Below are 15,204 nucleotides of genomic sequence, written 5' to 3'. Positions count from 1 at the left end.
ACCGTTGCATCAGCCATTCGCGGTGCGGCCCCGCAATCTTCTTTGGCCGATAGCCCCCGATCTGGTCTGGCTTGACGCTACCGGTCTCGTGGAAGCGCTGTACCCAGTTGATCGCCGTGCTGATGCCCACCCCAAATTGAGCCGCTGCCTGATGCCGCGACAGGCCACCTTTGATGACAGCTCTCACTACCCGCTCACGAAGGTCGTCCGAATAGGCTCGTCCCATCCATGCTGGCCTCCTTCCCAGCCAGCATGTTGAATCAGAAGCCTTCCGATTTGGGAATCCCAAATCGATTCAAGCTAGACCCATCCCGCTCTAGCCCGCTTGCGGCAGGCGCTATATTTGCAATGGAATAGATCCATTGTTGATCACTTGATCTGCGATGGAGATCAGACCCGCATGCTCTGACGGCTTCAGTTATTAAGACACAGCGAGCGGAGACGTTGCAGCTAAGGCTGTTTGATCGGCAAGGCAAGCGCATACCCTTGGGTGACAACACCGTCTCGAAGATCAGTCTCTTAGCAGTGGGGTCAGCGTTTCGTGCAGGTGTATTGCGATTCAGGTCATAACGCATGGCGCAATGCTGATCCCGATGAGGGAGCACGCTTCTCGGGTGAACGGTACCGTCTTTATTTGTTTGCCTGCTCCCTTGAGGATTGGAAGAGCCTAAATTGGCCGCCTATGCGTCAGGTTATGGTCAGCTAACCTGTATATCATCCTCCGCAGAGCTCGTGCGGCACGAGCTCATACAGCGTGCAATTGAGCCGAGAGGAGAGCGAATCTGATGTATGGCAGAATCGTCGGATCGTCCAGCCAGTCTGGAAGCGCCAGCCACGTTGATGAGTCTGGAGATGAGGGAGAGAGCCCGCGATTTGCGGACACAGTTGCAGGCATGGAGCCCGGTGCGTCGTCGTCGGTGACAACGACGCCATACTCTCTGGCTTCCGATCCGCCGATCATAGAGATCGATCGATCTTCCTTCACGGAGGGAGTGAGGAGATTTTTGGGCGGTGACATCAGGCACATCGCCAGTAACCCAGAAGAGTACTCGGATTTCGTGTCCGGGAAGGCTCGGCGCGCAGGAATGGTTGCTGGAAGCTACCTCCACACTTACGATGATCCAAGCAAGCCAGCACGATTCTACAGCTATCAGTTGGGTGACGAAACTGTCGGGCTTTTAAGAGCAGGTGGGCCGGCTCGAATCAAGGGGGAGCAGTTTCGGCAACAGTTTGGACGCAATGATATCACGTCCGTGGTTGACCTTCGGGTTACTCATCCGTTGGTCGAGAACGCGGGCGATATTCTGCTGGAGCATCAACTGCGACAGGACGGCGACCATCCCTTGGTCTTGTCACGTCCTGGCTTGGAGGGCATGGAACCCCGTCTGGCCGAAATGGGTTTTGTTCACATGGGGCGTAATTATTGGGCGCTTGATCCTAACCAGCATCCAGAAGTGTGGACGAAAAACGAGAGCAACGAGTGGCAGCGAGTAGACAAGCCTACGAAGTATCTTACTAAGGTCGAGGATAGTGACACCGCTTCTGAAGCAAGTGTCGAAAGTGCCGAAGCGGCCTCTTCAGATGATGATCCGTCATTCTACTTGGAGCAAGCTCTCGAAGGATTGCGCATGGAGTAGAACAGCCGCAATAAAGAGACCTGGGCAGGAAATGACGGCTGTTTCGTGAATGGACGCGCCGCCGCGAAGGTCCTAGCGTTAAACGAGGGGGGGGGCGTACGTTAGCAGCGTGCGGCCCCATTCGCCTGCCTATCCTATTCAGAAAGTAATGATATTCTCGCGCTTGCGGGCCGTGCAGCTGGAATCGGTGCAACGAAGATCGAGTACGAATCCGCGCCCCAATCGTGTAGCCAATGCAACGGCGCGTCATGATATGAGCAGGTTGAGGGCGGTATGTGCTCAAGGAAGCTTCGGATCAAACTATATGCCAAGGTGACGATCGCGACACAATTCGCAGCGTATTTGGTCTAGTTGGCGCAAGTGGAAAGGCTGTGGCGATCAGTGAGCAACCACTGCGTTTAGTTCAGTAAGGTGTCGGAAAAGTTTGCGCGCGAAAGTTGCAGCTGCGAATGGGCAAGGAGTAGGCAATAAGCCTCGATGCTCGCGCGGAGCCGACCCAATCGTGCACCTGCGCCAATCAGCTGTGACGAAGCCTTAAGGTCGGATCGTCAGAAAGCCGAGCGGTTCTGGCTCTTCTACGGTTCTTGCATGTTTGATCGTCCCGCGAAATGAAGAGCGTCCTGCAATAAACGAGCAATGAATGCAGCCAGATGCAATCTATGCGATTTGTGGCATTAACGACATTCCAAGCCGCCGGGCCATGGGTTTCCATCTGATGGTCGTCGATGACGAGGGCGGTCACCGGCCGTGGTCCATCGTTGTAGTGCGGTGGGGCAAGCAGGTGTTTGGTTATGCCAATAAATGCCCGCACAACAGCGTCAATCTGGACTGGAACTGGAACGAATTCTTGGATCCATACGGCATCCGGCTGATGTGCGGCAAGCACGGATCGACCTTCGAGCTCGCCACGGGACGATGCGTCGAAGGTCCATGTAAGGGTGGCGCGCTCACGCCGATCGCGTTGACGGTTCTGGATGGCGATATCTGTGTCGTCGGTATGCCTCTTGTCGAAGACGATGCGCTTCCCAACGAATGAAGGCCGCGCTCAGACCGGCCGGTTTTCGTTACGGTTTTTCACGGGTTCCATCCTCTTCAGCCCGTCTTCGTACGAGATCTCGTCATAGGATAGCTCAAGATCGGACAGCTCGATGTCGTTTGCCGCATCGAGCAGGTAATCAAGCTTGCCGCCCGCATCGAGCTTCTTGATGTCGTCCTTGCTGACTCCGACCAGGTCCATCATCTCCTTCCAAACGGTGGATTCATCACACGGTAAGACGTGGAAGGTAACATCACCGAGCTTGATTCGGTATTTCGCCAGCAAATCTATGTTGTTGCAGAATATGAAATAGCTGCCATTCGGGCTTAAGGCGCCGTCAAGGACGGCTGCGACGTCAGCCAGATACGCGAAGGAATGCAGATACCCTGCCAGCACCGGAATAGTGCGTTCTCCTTCCTGCGCGATCGTTAGAACCTGCTCGATGGAATAGTCCGGCGGTCGCTTCTCGTCGGCGACCTGGGTCTGGAATTTCAGTGCGACATCGCCGCGAAAGCCGAACCGGTCCGGCTTGGTGGTCCCGCCTTTGAGTACGGCATTGAGCAGGCGACCCTCCTTCTCAAGTCTGCCGAGTGCGGTGTTTTCGATTGCAGTCATTAAAATCGTCCTCGATCTAAGCTCCTCACCGACGACTTGGCCGGTGCGAATGCAATGCAAATTGCTTGCCGTCGCATGCGTGGCGGCCTTCGGCGTATCTTAGATAAAAAAGGCGTAAGTGGGCTGCGATTGCCTCAAGTAGCTTTGAAAGAAACCCGACACGAGTTCAAAAGCCAACAGGTGCGATCCGGAAAGGTAAGCATCATCAAGCGTCCTCTCGCTGGCACATGACTTGCCCTTCAGCAGGCAAAGCTAAGCAGTTGAGAGAGGCCATGATCAAGCTAACGGATAGCGCAGTGAATGCGGTCAGGGGCGCAATGTCGTCATCGGCGCAGCCAGCAAGCGGGCTGCGCATTATCGTCGAGGCAGGCGGCTGCAACGGACTCAAATACATGATGGGTCTGGCCAAGGAGCCGAAGCCTAACGACACGGTGATCGAGTGCGACGGTGTGAAGGTGTTTGTCGACAACAAGAGCCATGACCATCTGGTCGGCACAACCATCGATTTCGTGATGGCGCTGGAGAGCCCAGGCTTCACTTTTAATAACCCAAACGCCACTTCGAGCTGCTCCTGCGGCAAATCGTTCAGCTGATAAGAAAAGGCGTCAAAACATGCTGGCGGACCCCGAACAACTGAGGCAATTGACGGCGATCTCGACCGGCCGAGCGGGACGCATCCGCGCTGTAATTGAGGAGATCCGTGCCAATCTGCAACGCAGTGGCGCCGACTATCAGTTGATTGGAATTGATGGCAGCAAGATCATGGTAGGCGCAACCCGTGCCTGCGCGCTCTTTAAGCTCTTGAGGATGACGCTGGAAGGCGTTCAAGTGCAGCTGGTCGACAGGCTCGTCGAATTCGTCCGCCTGATCACGGTTGTTGTTGCAGGCAAAACGCGGGATTGAATGGGGATCAAATGCCGGTTTATCTAGACAACAATGCGACGACGCGGACCGATCCATCCGTCGTGCAAGCCATGTTGCCGTTCTTTACCGAGCAGTTCGGAAATGCCTCCTCGGCCCACACCTTTGGCGGCGAGGCCGCGGCCGCGCTGAAGCAGGCGCGGCGTAGCTTGCAGGCTTTGCTAGGGAATGCCTACGATCATGAAATCGTTTTTACCTCCGGTGGAACCGAGGCCAATAATGCCGCCATTCTTTCTGCGCTTGCCACCCAAGATGGTCGCGACGAGATCGTCACGACCTCGGTTGAGCATTCCGCCGTGCTTGCGCTGGTCGAGCAACTGGCGACAAGAAGTGTCAAGACGCATATCATACCCGTAGATGCCCACGGCTGGCTTGACGTCGAGGCCTTTCGCTGCGCGCTCGGGCCACGCACAGCGATCGCCTCGATTATGTGGGCGAACAACGAGACCGGCACCATTTTTCCCGTGGAGTTTTTAGCCGGCTTGGCACGTGAGGCGGGCGCACTGTTCCATACCGATGCGGTCCAGGCCATAGGCAAGCTGCGCGTCGACCTAAGGGACAGTGCGATCGATATGTTGTCGCTGTCCGCACACAAATTGCACGGTCCCAAAGGAATGGGCGCGCTCTACCTGCGCAAAGGGACAAAATTCCGGCCCCTGATCTGGGGCGGATCACAGGAAAGGCGGCGCCGCGGCGGAACGGAAAATATTCCCGGCATCGTCGGTCTTGGAAGGGCTGCGGAGCTTGCTGTGGAGCGGCTCGAGCCGGAGCGCGTTCGCATTGGTGCATTGCGCGACCGTCTGGAGCAGGGGATCTTACATAATGGCGAATGCTTTGCGCTCGGCGATGTCAACAACCGGTTAGCGAACACAGCCAATATCGCTTTCGATCATCTCGAGGGCGAAGCAGTCGTCCATCATCTCAATCGTGCGGGCATTGCCGTGTCGCTCGGATCAGCCTGCAGCTCCGGCTCAATGGTGCCGTCGCACGTTCTGCGCGCCATGCAGGTGCCGGCGTGGAGGATGCGCGGCGCGGTGCGCTTTTCTCTCTCGCGTGAAACCACCGTCGCGGAGGTTGACGAGGTCGTGTGCGCTCTGTCAGACATTGTTGCTCGCTTGCGTGCCACCTCGCGGGAGTCTGGCGCTCCGCCCAGCTATGCGTCACAGTCGAGGGAGTTGAGCTTGTGAAAATCATGATCCGCCGCTCGTCGGACGCGGGCCTGTCGATCTACGTGCCAAAAAAGGATCTCGAAGAGCCGATCGTGGAATCTGAGTACGAGTCGCTCTGGGGCGGCTGGATCAAGATAGCTAATGGCTGGGTGCTCGATTTACCCGAGATGGCGAGCGACACACCATTGCCGATCACAATCAATGCCAAAAAACGGGGCGAGAACGGGAAAGATGCATGAACATGAGGCCAATCTTCTACATCGGCATTGGAGAGAATTGCTAATATCGTTTCGCTGACCTGCTTGGCCAGGAGGTCGATAGTATCGTTGCCGGGCTTCGGTGTCTCGATCTCGATTCCGATCGGTGCCTCGACATATTCGCAGCCAGAGATCAGGAAGCTCTTGGCGGCTGCTCGCTATGGCAGCATCGTGGTTCAGTTGCCAGACGCCATCAAGGAAAGGCGGACCGAACGGAGCTTTCTTGCTCTCGCTTCAACTATCGCTATTGCGAAGCAATGCGGCGAAGATCATCAGGCGTTCCCGCCGATACCACGATGCAATCGTCGATCCGAGCGTCTTCTCAATGCAACGAGCGCCGTGTTCAGCTCAAGCAAGGCCTGACACCGATTTGGCTCCCTCGCGCGTTGGGGATAATGCTCATCAATTAACGGCGCTGTGACGTCGGATCGCCAGAAGTATCGACCCATTTGTGGCCGGCAGCAGCGCGCAAAACCATGCAGATAGAGCAAGGATCCCGCGCGCCTCTAGTGCGAGTATGAATGCACCATCCACGGATCTCTGTGTCTGAATCACGACGTACCTGCCGCATTTCCAACATGCGCTTCGTTGCTATTCTAGTATCAATATCGATCATTACCGCTGACTGTTTAAGTAGGGCTGCAACGTCACCGTTTCCGCTATGGCATGTGAGTTGCTACTCCCCCTCATGAGGCGTTCTCAGGATTGGTCTTGGAAAGCCGATGATGCCTGCACGGGGAGATGAAAATGAACGCGGTCGTTGGGCGCGGTAGATATGTCGAAGGTTCATTGGACAAGATGATGCGGCCCACCGCCGAGCACAGGGGCTGCGGCACGTCGGTCAACACAGGCCAGGCGAGCTGCCGCTCACGGGCGGCCCACGGCGAACTGCCGGCCGAGATTTGGGAAAAGGTGAAGAAGCATCCATGCTACAGCGAAGGGGCACATCATCACTACGCCCGTATGCATGTCGCGGTGGCTCCGGCCTGCAACATCCAGTGCAACTACTGCAACCGCAAATATGATTGCGCCAATGAATCGCGTCCGGGCGTGGTGAGCGAGAAGCTTACCCCCGAGCAGGCGGTGAAAAAAGTGCTCGCGGTCGCGACCATCATTCCGCAGACGACTGTGCTTGGCATCGCTGGTCCCGGCGATCCGTTGGCCAATCCAGAAAAAACATTCAAGACGTTCGACCTGGTCGCCAAGGCGGCTCCCGACATCAAGCTGTGTCTGTCGACCAACGGATTGGCCCTGCCGGACTATGTTAACACCATCGCCAAGTCCAAGATCGAGCACGTCACCATCACCATTAACACGATCGATCCTGAAATCGGCGCAAAGATCTATCCGTGGATCTTCTTCAACCACAGGCGCTACGTTGGCATCGACGCGGCGAGGATACTCACCGATCGTCAGCTACAGGGTCTCGAGATGCTTAGCGAGCGGGGTATCCTATGCAAGGTCAACTCGGTAATGATCCCGCATATCAATGACCATCACCTTCTCGAGGTCAACAAGGCGGTGAAGTCGCGCGGAGCCTTCCTTCACAACATCATGCCACTGATCTCGGCGCCCGAGCACGGCACAGTATTCGGCCTCAACGGTCAACGAGGTCCGACGGCTCAGGCACTGAAGGGACTGCAGGATGCTTGTGAGGGAGGGGTAAACATGATGCGGCATTGCCGTCAGTGCCGCGCCGATGCGGTGGGGCTGGTCGGCGCGGATCGCGGAAGCGAGTTCAACATCGACCGAGTCATGAAAATGGATGTTAAATATGACCCCGAGATGCGCAAGGCTTATCAAGAAAAGGTAGAGGCTGAGCGTGCCGCCAAAGTCGCGGCCAGCCGAGAGGGCCTCGCGGAGTTCGCCGGCGAGATGAGCGAAATCACCGTTCTGGTCGCGGTTGCAACCAAAGGCTCGGGGCTGATCAACGAGCACTTTGGACATGCAAAAGAGTTTCAGGTGTACGAAATTTCCACATCCGGCGCCAAATTTGTCGGCCACCGGCGCGTGGATGTCTACTGCCAGGGCGGCTATGGCGAGGGGGATAGGCTTTCGACCATCATCCGAAGCGTAAATGACTGCCATGCGGTGTTCGTGGCCAAGATCGGCGGTTGCCCGAAGAGCAATCTGATCAGGGCCGGAATCGAACCGGTCGATCGATACGCGCATGAGTTCATAGAGAAGTCGGCGATCGCTTGGTTCAGGTCCTATCTCGAGAAGGTAAAACGCGGAGAAATCCAGCATGCCCAGCGAGGTGACGCCGACATTCGGTATGGGTCCCTGATCTCTGCGGGGTAAAGGGGGCGTATGTGCCATTCAAGATCATTGCCTCGCAGTGTACGAGCTGCTCAGCCTGCGAACCGTTGTGCCCGAATGTTGCGATCTCGGAGAGCGCGGGGCGCTTCGTCATTGAACCGGCGAAATGCACCGAATGCATCGGTCATTTCGATGAGCCGCAATGTGTCGCGGCTTGTCCCGTCGACGGCACCTGCGTCATTGACACCTCCTTGCCGCGTTACCAGGCGCCATCCTAAAGAATTAGCCCATGATCAGAATGCCAAGAGCTGCTGCTGAAAGCGTCCAAAGCGTCGTGCTGCGCGTTAGCGGCGCCGTAGGCGCCGAGGTTCGGGCCTTTCTCAGAAACGGCGGCCGCCTTGGATTGGCCGCTGCCCGCGGGCAGAAAGGACGCTGTGGACAATTCGTCCCGTGCAGCGCTCCAGCGACGTTTCTCGACGCCGGCAGCCGCCTTCCAGGCGGTGCTGTCATCGTCGATGTGACTGATGCTGCTGCGCACGCCAGTCCATCATTGGTTGGACCAGGCGCTCCGCGGCGGAGCGTGACGGCGCACACCCAAGAGCACAGCTGCCGATGAACCTTGATTTAACAGCCAACCCGCCGTCCGGCAGCCAGAGAGCGCTGATCTTGTCCACGCCGACCGGCGATGATCTCCCCGGCGCGACCGAGGCTCGGCTGCGGCAGGCACGGCTGTTCGATCATCTTGACGAGGTTGCAAACCAACATGTAGTCGAAGCGCGTGCGCTCACCTCGGACCGCGCCGCCGCATTGAACAGCGTCTACGGCTTCTATCTTTGCACAACGCGCCTCTCGGAGGCGCCGGAGCTCGAAAAGCTCCGTGTTTCCGAAGCCGTGGGGGCGAATCCTCACGCCTACCGTCGGATGCGGCTCGGCAAAAGCGACGAAGGACCCGCCGCCGCGAACAGGCGTCCCGAACTCAAGCCGACTGACCAGAACGGCGCGGGGATCCTTGCGGATGTTCCGAATCGAATAGTCGGCAATGTGATCGAGGCGCGCCGCATCGCGCCGCAGCTGCTCGGTCAGCTGATGAGTGATACGGACGTCGAGTTCCGCGACATGGTGGCGCGCGATGTTCCCTATCAGTGGTTGCCAGCCGTAGTGAACGGCCCAGATGCCTCGGTGGGGTTCGAGATCGCGCGATCGCCCTTGCCAGAGGCGCCAACTGCTCTACGGCACGGCCCTGATCGGCAGGTTTACCTAGAAGCGGCGAGCTGCATCTCAGCTATTGAATTGACAAATCGCGCCGGAGGTGAGGGCGAAGTGATGCGGGACCTCGCCTGCGATGGCTCGGGCATGCCTGCATGTCCGCTTGGGAGCGGCGCATGAGCAACATCGTTCGCGACAGCGACGTCGTCGAGCTCAGCGGGCCGCCTGTCTTCAGCTTTGGCGAAAAGGTACGAGCCAATCGCACCATCCGCAATGATGGCACCTATCCCGGCAAGCAGGTTGGCGACATTCTGGTCTCGAAGGGAGAGGTGGGTTACGTCGTCTCGATCGGCACGTTCCTGCAGCAATTCTACATTTACGGGGTCGAGTTTCTGGAAACGGGCTACCGAGTTGGCATGAAGCGCAAGGAGCTCGAGCCGGTGGACACGTGCGAGGAGACCGATGATCTGCCATTGCCGGAAGAGGCTGTGTCATGAGTGAGTTCCGCTTTTCGAAATATCGCCGGGGCCGGCGCGTTAAAGCCGTCGTCGACCTCATCAACGACGGCTCTTTTCCCAATACGGAGCCCGAGGAGTGCTTGCTCGGCGCCGGAGCGACTGGCGAGATCATCAGGGTAGCCATCCATAACGAAGCGAACGTGCCGATATATACTGTCGATTTTGGTGAACGCCCTGCTCATCGGCTGTCTAGAAGAAGAGATCACAGTGCTTTGAAGGGAGGAGTTCGCGATGAATGCCGCGCTGATGAGGAAGGTAAAGACGGGGCTGATTCCTCACCCGAACGAACTCGATCGCAAGCGGATCCAGCGCGGCTTGAGTTCGCGCAAGCGTTATCTGTATGTTTCACCGAACGTGACGCCGGTGAGGGGGGGCTATCTCATCGAGAGCGCCTGTTGCTCGCGCAATATCGATAAGGATGGCGGTCTGATTGATGTTGCCTTGATTCTTTATGATGCCGTGGGTGGGATCTGGAAGCTGTTTTGCAAGAACCACGCAAAGGGAATCTGGGAGTTCTACAGCCTTTACCACCGTCTGACTTCAGCAATCGACGAATTGAACACCGATCCGGAACGTCTGTTCTGGCAATGACGAACGAACTTTGACGAGCCATAAGGAGCCACGATGGCGCTCAGTGCGGAGGAACTGATCGAAATCGAGCGGCTGCTTGCGGACGATGGCGCCGATACGGGCTCCTTTGTCGAGCTGCCGCGCCGCTTCCCGCAGCTTGCCTGGGTACGTTGCGATGCGTCGGATGTTGCGGACCAGCCGTTCCGGCAGTTTCCTCATTTCGACCTGCATTTGCTGGATGGCTCGGATCACTGCGTGCGGATTACGGCCGATCCGACACGGGCGACCGGCATTGTACTGGCGAAAAGGAATTGAGGACGGTGAGCGGCATTGAACTCGCAGCGCACCCCCTGGATAGCGCGGATAGTGTTGAGGCAAATCCATCCTTTATTCCACTGTCCGATCCCGATATCACCTTAGCCGAGCTCTCTGCCGTGGAAACATTGCTATGTTCACCGCAAATCTCCAATGGACGTACCACTGAGGCGTTCGAGCACGCTTTCGCAGCGTATCTTGGCCGCAAATATGCCGTTGCCGTATCAAGCGGCACCATCGGGCTCCTGCTTGCGCTCAAGGCGCTCGGGATCGAATCAGGGCAGGAAGTCATCGCCTCGCCCTATTCCTTTCGCGAGACGGTCCATGCCATCAGTCTCGCAGGCGTACGGGTGGTATTTTCCGACATCGACTATTGGTCGGGAACATTGGTCCCAGCAAAGGCCGAGGAACGCATCACGGCAAACACGCGGGCGATTGTCGCCAGCAATTCCAACGGTCATCCGGCGCCATGGTCGGAATTGCGTGCGATTGCCCAACGCCATCAGCTACCGCTTTTGGAGGATTCCACCGAGGCGATCGGATCGAGCTATAAGGGCGAGCTCGTCGGCAGGTTTGGCGACCTGGCGGTATTCGACTTTGCTCAGCCCCTGGCCATAAGTTGCGGCGAAGGCGCCATGGTCGTGACCGATGATATCGATATCGCGGTTAGCTTGCGTCGGTATTGCGCCCATCGACTGGACGAACGCTCCTCCGTTGTCGTCAGTGCCACCGCACCTTACCAGGCTCGTATGAGCGATCTCACCGCGGCTTTGGGGTTGGCACAGCTCAAGCGTCTCAACGAAAGCCTGGAGCGTCGCCGGTTGGTCGAGCAGCTCTACAACGCGCATATGCAATCATTTGGAGGCATCAAACCGCCTTACGTTGGCCCCCATGTGACCGAGGTGAACTGGATGCTCTATCTCGTCCATCTAGGGACGCGCTTCACGCGATCCGGCCGTGACGTCATTGTCGATGATCTGCGTGCCGCCAAGATTGAATCCGCCGCCTATAGCCATCCATTGCATTTGCAACGTCACTATTTTGATCTCCGCTATCGGCGGGGCGATTTCCCGGTTGCGGAAAAGATCGCCGATCGCGCCCTGGCGCTGCCGTTTCACACCCATCCCACGAACGACAAGGTCGAATTTATCGTCGAAACCACGAAAGATGCGTCGATCAATGTGGGCGCGGGTGCAGCGATCTACTAAGATGCTTGTCATCCACTACTGAAGGAACAATAGGTTGAGTTGCGATGAGCCGTGCTGCCATTGCGCTAGATCAGCAACGCGATGGCGGGCCGTCTGTGGCGGCATTTGGCGCGCAGATCGCCACCCCGACGAATATTGAGGAAGGCCGGATGCCACATCTTCGTCCGAAAATCCCGGAGGAGAAATGCTCTCCGACAGCGATCGTGCAAAACACTGGCAAAGTAGTGAAGGCGCCGTCTCCGACCAGAGGGTCCAGGCCCGCGCCAGGGCCTCGGAACCGAGCACGTCATAATCCAGATCCTCAGTTTCGGTTCGGGTCTTTAGATTGACCAGTAAGGAATTGCTGTGAACTCGCAACAGGGTCATTGTTCACGTCCGCTTCGCTCCGAACGGGAGGGTGGTGCAAATCAGCGAGTGCCCGGCGAAGCTCACGCCGAACCAATGGTTTGATGTCCTTAACGCCCGTGCCAGTTCAAGCTATCGCCCGATCGCTCGTGGTCGTGGTGTTTTTCGACTGACGCGGACCGCGATCGAAACCTTCAAGCAGGAAACCACGAGGCGGGAATGAGCGAAGGTATAATCGGCAACCTGCTGAGCGATCAGATCGAGGTATTCGCCGTATGTCTCGCTGATGCTATCGAGCGGACTGGCGCCAAGGGCTTTAGCCTGTCGCGGATCGATGCTAGCGGCGAGTGCCGGCCGTTTCTAATTATTGTGCTGCGCACTTTCGGGAACGATTATTTCGGGTATGTCAACCGTTGTCCGCATCGCAGTGCCTGGCTCAACATCGGCTCCGGCGAGTTTTTCTCTCCAGATCGCTCCTTTCTCAGATGCGGACGGCATGGTGCGAGATTCGAGATCGACACTGGGGTATGCATCGATGGGCCCTGCAACGGACAAGCGCTTGAGCCGGTCGCACTCACCGTGATAGATGGTGACGTCTGCCTGCGCGGCGTCAAGCTGCTGGCGGATGATCGGCGTGCCGACCTATTCGAGGACAGCGGCGAAACCATGGATGTTATGATCCACCCCGATTAACAGCTGCATCGCTTAGCTATTGCTCGAGTTGCCTTAGGCGCTTGGCGCCGGATAAAGCCTTGTGAGCGTTGGCGCAGGTGCGTGTCGTCGCTTTTTGAACTTGTAAGAGCAGAACGTTTTGAACCCGCAAGTTCAGTGGCACGCATCCGGATCCCGGTCATGCACCCGGCGATCTCCGTGGCACGAAGGAAGGGCTCTGGCGCTAACTCACCAAATGGACCTGGCATGCAAGAACCGCTTCTGGCTGCCGGTGGATGACAATAGGTTCGAGAAAGAAATGCCCTCGGCGGCTGCAAGCCCACCGAGGACACCGTCTGGGCTGGAAGAATGGGGAGACCCAGACTGACAGGACCGTTTGAGCAGAGAAATGACGATCCTGTATCCGATGTTCGCGGGACACGCAGCGCGCAACGCACGCCGAACGATCGGATGTCCGCGGGCGCCGCCGGCGTTCGTGTCTGCGTTGCAATTGCAATGCCAACCCTCTGTACATCCAACGCCCTGGCGAATTTCGTCACCTTGATCCACTGACGGCATCGCTCCAGGTCAAATGCATTAACGAGCACGTGCGCGTGGTCATTCTCATCGTTCCGCAAGATGCGGCGAGCGAATCTCGAGTTGAAGCGCTTGAAGCGGTTGAGGCAAGCCGACATCGTTGTGTGGGCGGTTTTGCCGCTGCTGCCAATCGGGATTGCGGCAGGCCAGCCCTGTCGCCTCAAACGTAAGCTCGGTGATCACCTGTGCCTCGCTCGGACCCCGTCGCGATTGGGCGCTATCTTTGACGAAAACGCGGGATGGGCAGCGGCACGTGCGCGGCGCTTAACCTTTCGGCGAGGAAGTTCTTTGGTTCGCGGTCGAACGATGCAATTAGCCGACTCCCCTGGGCAGAGCGCTCTATTCACTGGGCCGATCGCCATACGCGCTCCTCGATAGACGGTACGCAGATCACGAAGATCGCGGTTCATTCCGCGAAATGACCGTGCAAGGTCTGAACAGACCGAGCGAGTATCTTCCGTCTAATCGCAGGAGCGGACTGCGGAAAGCTGAAGCTGAAGCGTTGAACGTGATGCGACGTTTGTCATGTCCGGAACAGGAGAGAACGACATTGTCGTAACCGCGGCAATGAGTGTCAGTGGCGCCGGAGGCGGGCAAGGGATCGTTGCGGAAACGAGCGTTACGCATTGGCGTGGAAGTTGCTTGAACATGTTGGATGGTTGAGCAAATGATGCGTGAGCAGAAACGGTCACGATTTGGGAGAAGGCGTTGAAACTGATCAAGGAGGCCGGTCAGACGCGGAGGTATCTGCTCGCGGATTTTCCGATAACAAGCACGACTAACAAGCACGATGATGTCCGCTCGCTTCGGCTGCTTTCGCGAGCACGAGTGGGAGTCAGCTGCTTCAATTGATCGATCCGGCGTTCAACTGAAGAATAGATTGTGCGGCAAGTACTCCGGCGTTGCCGCTTTTCAGATGAACCCGTTGATTGCAGGATAGGCGCATGAATGCAGAAACCGAATTCGAGCTTCCTCAACTTTACAGGCATCATGCCTTTGCCTGCCATACGCAGCGTCCGCCGAATCATCCGCACGGCAGCTGCGGCGCCTCGGGCGCGCAAGCCCTGTGGGATAGGATGGGCAAGGCGATCGAATCGCAAGGTCTGAACGATGTCGGCTTCACGGTGGCGGGCTGCCTCGGCTTTTGTAACTCCGGCCCTTTGATGGTCGTCTATCCCGACGGAGTCTGGTACCGCGCGACCACGCCCGAGGACGTGGACGAAATCGTAAATTCTCATCTCGTACAAGGCAAACGCGTGGACCGTCTTGTGATGGTGCTCAAGCGAAGCTAGTGTCCTGAGTCACAAGTTCGCAATCGTAGATTCGCAGTAGATTCGCGTCGCCGTGCCAAGGATGGAGGCTGCAGCAGCGACGGAGGATCTGATGGCGGTCCAGCAACTTGCGCCCTGACATTGAGCGATGAAGAGCGTGCCGAACTGAAGTCGCTCACGATGCGGCGGAAGACAGCGCAGGCGCTGGCTCTGAGAGCCCGGATCGTGCTGACCTGCGCGGAGGGCGGTCAGAACAAGGAAGTCGCGGCCAAGCTGGGCCTGGACCGATCGACGGTAGGCAAGTGGCGGCGGCGTTTTGTGGAGCGGCGCGTGGACGGGCTGCATGACGAGCCGCGCTCCGGGGCGCCACGTACGGTTGACGATGCCCGCATCGAAGCCGTGATCGTGAGGACGTTGGAGAGTTGCCCTGAGAACGCCACCCATTGGAGTTCTCGCGACATGGCGAAGGCCAGCGGCCTATCAGTGTCGACGGTGCAACGCATCTGGCGGGCCTTCGGGCTCCAGCCGCACCGAATGGAGACGTTCAAGCTCTCGACCGATCCAAACTTCGTGCCCAAAGTGCGCGACGTTGTGGGCCTCTACGTCTCGCCACCGGAGCACGCCATCGT

Annotated in this window: 20 protein-coding genes and 1 pseudogene; 18 read left to right on the top strand and 3 right to left on the bottom strand. The window is 57.7% G+C overall.

What is annotated here, in order from left to right; genetic code table 11:
- Positions 1 to 226 (bottom strand): helix-turn-helix domain-containing protein (locus tag K359_RS62330; RefSeq protein ID WP_029084675.1); only part of this gene is annotated, 226 nt, incomplete at its 3' end.
- 559 nt (positions 227 to 785) lie between these two features.
- Between K359_RS62330 and K359_RS0143090 the strand changes: the two genes are divergently transcribed.
- Positions 786 to 1,637, top strand: a complete 852-nt coding sequence (locus K359_RS0143090) for a host specificity protein (protein WP_224496567.1) — start codon at positions 786 to 788, stop codon at positions 1,635 to 1,637.
- A 640-nt stretch (positions 1,638 to 2,277) separates the two neighbouring features.
- On the top strand, positions 2,278 to 2,673 hold the full coding sequence (locus K359_RS0143085; protein WP_029084673.1) for a Rieske 2Fe-2S domain-containing protein: 396 nt from the start codon (positions 2,278 to 2,280) through the stop codon (positions 2,671 to 2,673).
- Positions 2,674 to 2,682: 9 nt separating this feature from the next.
- On the opposite strand, the gene K359_RS0143080 is transcribed toward K359_RS0143085, so the two are convergent.
- A complete protein-coding gene (locus K359_RS0143080; protein ID WP_029084672.1) occupies positions 2,683 to 3,288 on the bottom strand; it encodes a hypothetical protein in 606 nt (201 codons plus the stop codon).
- A gap of 272 nt (positions 3,289 to 3,560) precedes the next feature.
- Between K359_RS0143080 and K359_RS0143075 the strand changes: the two genes are divergently transcribed.
- The 7 genes from K359_RS0143075 (at position 3,561) to K359_RS0143050 (ending at position 8,172) form a co-directional block, all read left to right on the top strand.
- Positions 3,561 to 3,881, top strand: a complete 321-nt coding sequence (locus K359_RS0143075; protein WP_029084671.1) for an iron-sulfur cluster assembly accessory protein — start codon at positions 3,561 to 3,563, stop codon at positions 3,879 to 3,881.
- A 19-nt stretch (positions 3,882 to 3,900) separates the two neighbouring features.
- Complete coding sequence (locus tag K359_RS0143070) at positions 3,901 to 4,191, top strand: NifU family protein (protein ID WP_029084670.1); 291 nt, start codon at positions 3,901 to 3,903, stop codon at positions 4,189 to 4,191.
- Positions 4,192 to 4,202: 11 nt separating this feature from the next.
- Complete coding sequence (gene nifS / locus K359_RS0143065) at positions 4,203 to 5,396, top strand: cysteine desulfurase NifS (protein ID WP_035978158.1); 1,194 nt, start codon at positions 4,203 to 4,205, stop codon at positions 5,394 to 5,396.
- Positions 5,393 to 5,617, top strand: a complete 225-nt coding sequence (gene nifT, locus K359_RS0143060; protein WP_029084668.1) for a putative nitrogen fixation protein NifT — start codon at positions 5,393 to 5,395, stop codon at positions 5,615 to 5,617. The genes nifS and nifT overlap by 4 nt, the downstream gene beginning before the upstream one ends.
- An 87-nt stretch (positions 5,618 to 5,704) precedes the next feature.
- Positions 5,705 to 5,998: a hypothetical protein gene (locus K359_RS62325; RefSeq protein ID WP_156929007.1), complete on the top strand. Its 294-nt coding sequence runs from the start codon at positions 5,705 to 5,707 to the stop codon at positions 5,996 to 5,998.
- A gap of 384 nt (positions 5,999 to 6,382) precedes the next feature.
- Entirely contained in the window at positions 6,383 to 7,936 is a 1,554-nt protein-coding gene (gene nifB, locus K359_RS0143055; RefSeq protein WP_029084667.1) for a nitrogenase cofactor biosynthesis protein NifB, read from the top strand.
- Positions 7,937 to 7,947: 11 nt separating this feature from the next.
- Positions 7,948 to 8,172, top strand: coding sequence for a 4Fe-4S binding protein (locus tag K359_RS0143050; protein ID WP_029084666.1), 225 nt, complete (start codon positions 7,948 to 7,950; stop codon positions 8,170 to 8,172).
- On the opposite strand, the gene K359_RS0143045 is transcribed toward K359_RS0143050, so the two are convergent.
- Positions 8,169 to 8,432, bottom strand: a complete 264-nt coding sequence (locus tag K359_RS0143045; RefSeq protein ID WP_029084665.1) for a hypothetical protein — start codon at positions 8,430 to 8,432, stop codon at positions 8,169 to 8,171. The two genes, K359_RS0143050 and K359_RS0143045, sit on opposite strands and share 4 nt — an antisense overlap.
- Before the next feature lie 74 nt (positions 8,433 to 8,506).
- Between K359_RS0143045 and K359_RS57885 the strand changes: the two genes are divergently transcribed.
- The 9 genes and pseudogenes from K359_RS57885 to K359_RS0143005 form a co-directional block, all read left to right on the top strand.
- A complete protein-coding gene (locus tag K359_RS57885) occupies positions 8,507 to 9,280 on the top strand; it encodes a hypothetical protein (RefSeq protein WP_029084664.1) in 774 nt (257 codons plus the stop codon).
- Entirely contained in the window at positions 9,277 to 9,597 is a 321-nt protein-coding gene (locus K359_RS0143035) for a nitrogen fixation protein NifZ (RefSeq protein WP_029084663.1), read from the top strand. The genes K359_RS57885 and K359_RS0143035 overlap by 4 nt, the downstream gene beginning before the upstream one ends.
- A pseudogene (locus K359_RS59985) lies at positions 9,594 to 9,834 on the top strand (nitrogen fixation protein NifZ). Before K359_RS0143035 ends, K359_RS59985 begins: the two are co-directional and overlap by 4 nt.
- A 15-nt stretch (positions 9,835 to 9,849) precedes the next feature.
- Complete coding sequence (locus tag K359_RS0143030) at positions 9,850 to 10,209, top strand: DUF3024 domain-containing protein (RefSeq protein WP_029084662.1); 360 nt, start codon at positions 9,850 to 9,852, stop codon at positions 10,207 to 10,209.
- Between the two features lie 33 nt (positions 10,210 to 10,242).
- On the top strand, positions 10,243 to 10,503 hold the full coding sequence (locus K359_RS0143025; RefSeq protein WP_029084661.1) for a hypothetical protein: 261 nt from the start codon (positions 10,243 to 10,245) through the stop codon (positions 10,501 to 10,503).
- A 14-nt stretch (positions 10,504 to 10,517) separates the two neighbouring features.
- A complete protein-coding gene (locus K359_RS0143020) occupies positions 10,518 to 11,711 on the top strand; it encodes a DegT/DnrJ/EryC1/StrS aminotransferase family protein (protein WP_245284900.1) in 1,194 nt (397 codons plus the stop codon).
- 564 nt (positions 11,712 to 12,275) lie between these two features.
- On the top strand, positions 12,276 to 12,749 hold the full coding sequence (locus tag K359_RS0143015; protein WP_051346751.1) for a Rieske 2Fe-2S domain-containing protein: 474 nt from the start codon (positions 12,276 to 12,278) through the stop codon (positions 12,747 to 12,749).
- Between the two features lie 1,499 nt (positions 12,750 to 14,248).
- A complete protein-coding gene (locus tag K359_RS0143010) occupies positions 14,249 to 14,596 on the top strand; it encodes a ferredoxin (RefSeq protein ID WP_029084658.1) in 348 nt (115 codons plus the stop codon).
- A 114-nt stretch (positions 14,597 to 14,710) separates the two neighbouring features.
- On the top strand, positions 14,711 to 15,204 hold a 494-nt coding region (locus K359_RS0143005; RefSeq protein ID WP_029084657.1), incomplete at its 3' end, for an IS630 family transposase.

The sequence above is a fragment of the Bradyrhizobium sp. th-b2 genome, assembly GCF_000426785.1.
GTDB lineage: Bacteria > Pseudomonadota > Alphaproteobacteria > Rhizobiales > Xanthobacteraceae > Bradyrhizobium > Bradyrhizobium septentrionale.
The sequence above is the reverse complement of the archived record's forward strand: the minus strand, read 5'-3'. Positions and strand labels throughout refer to the sequence as shown.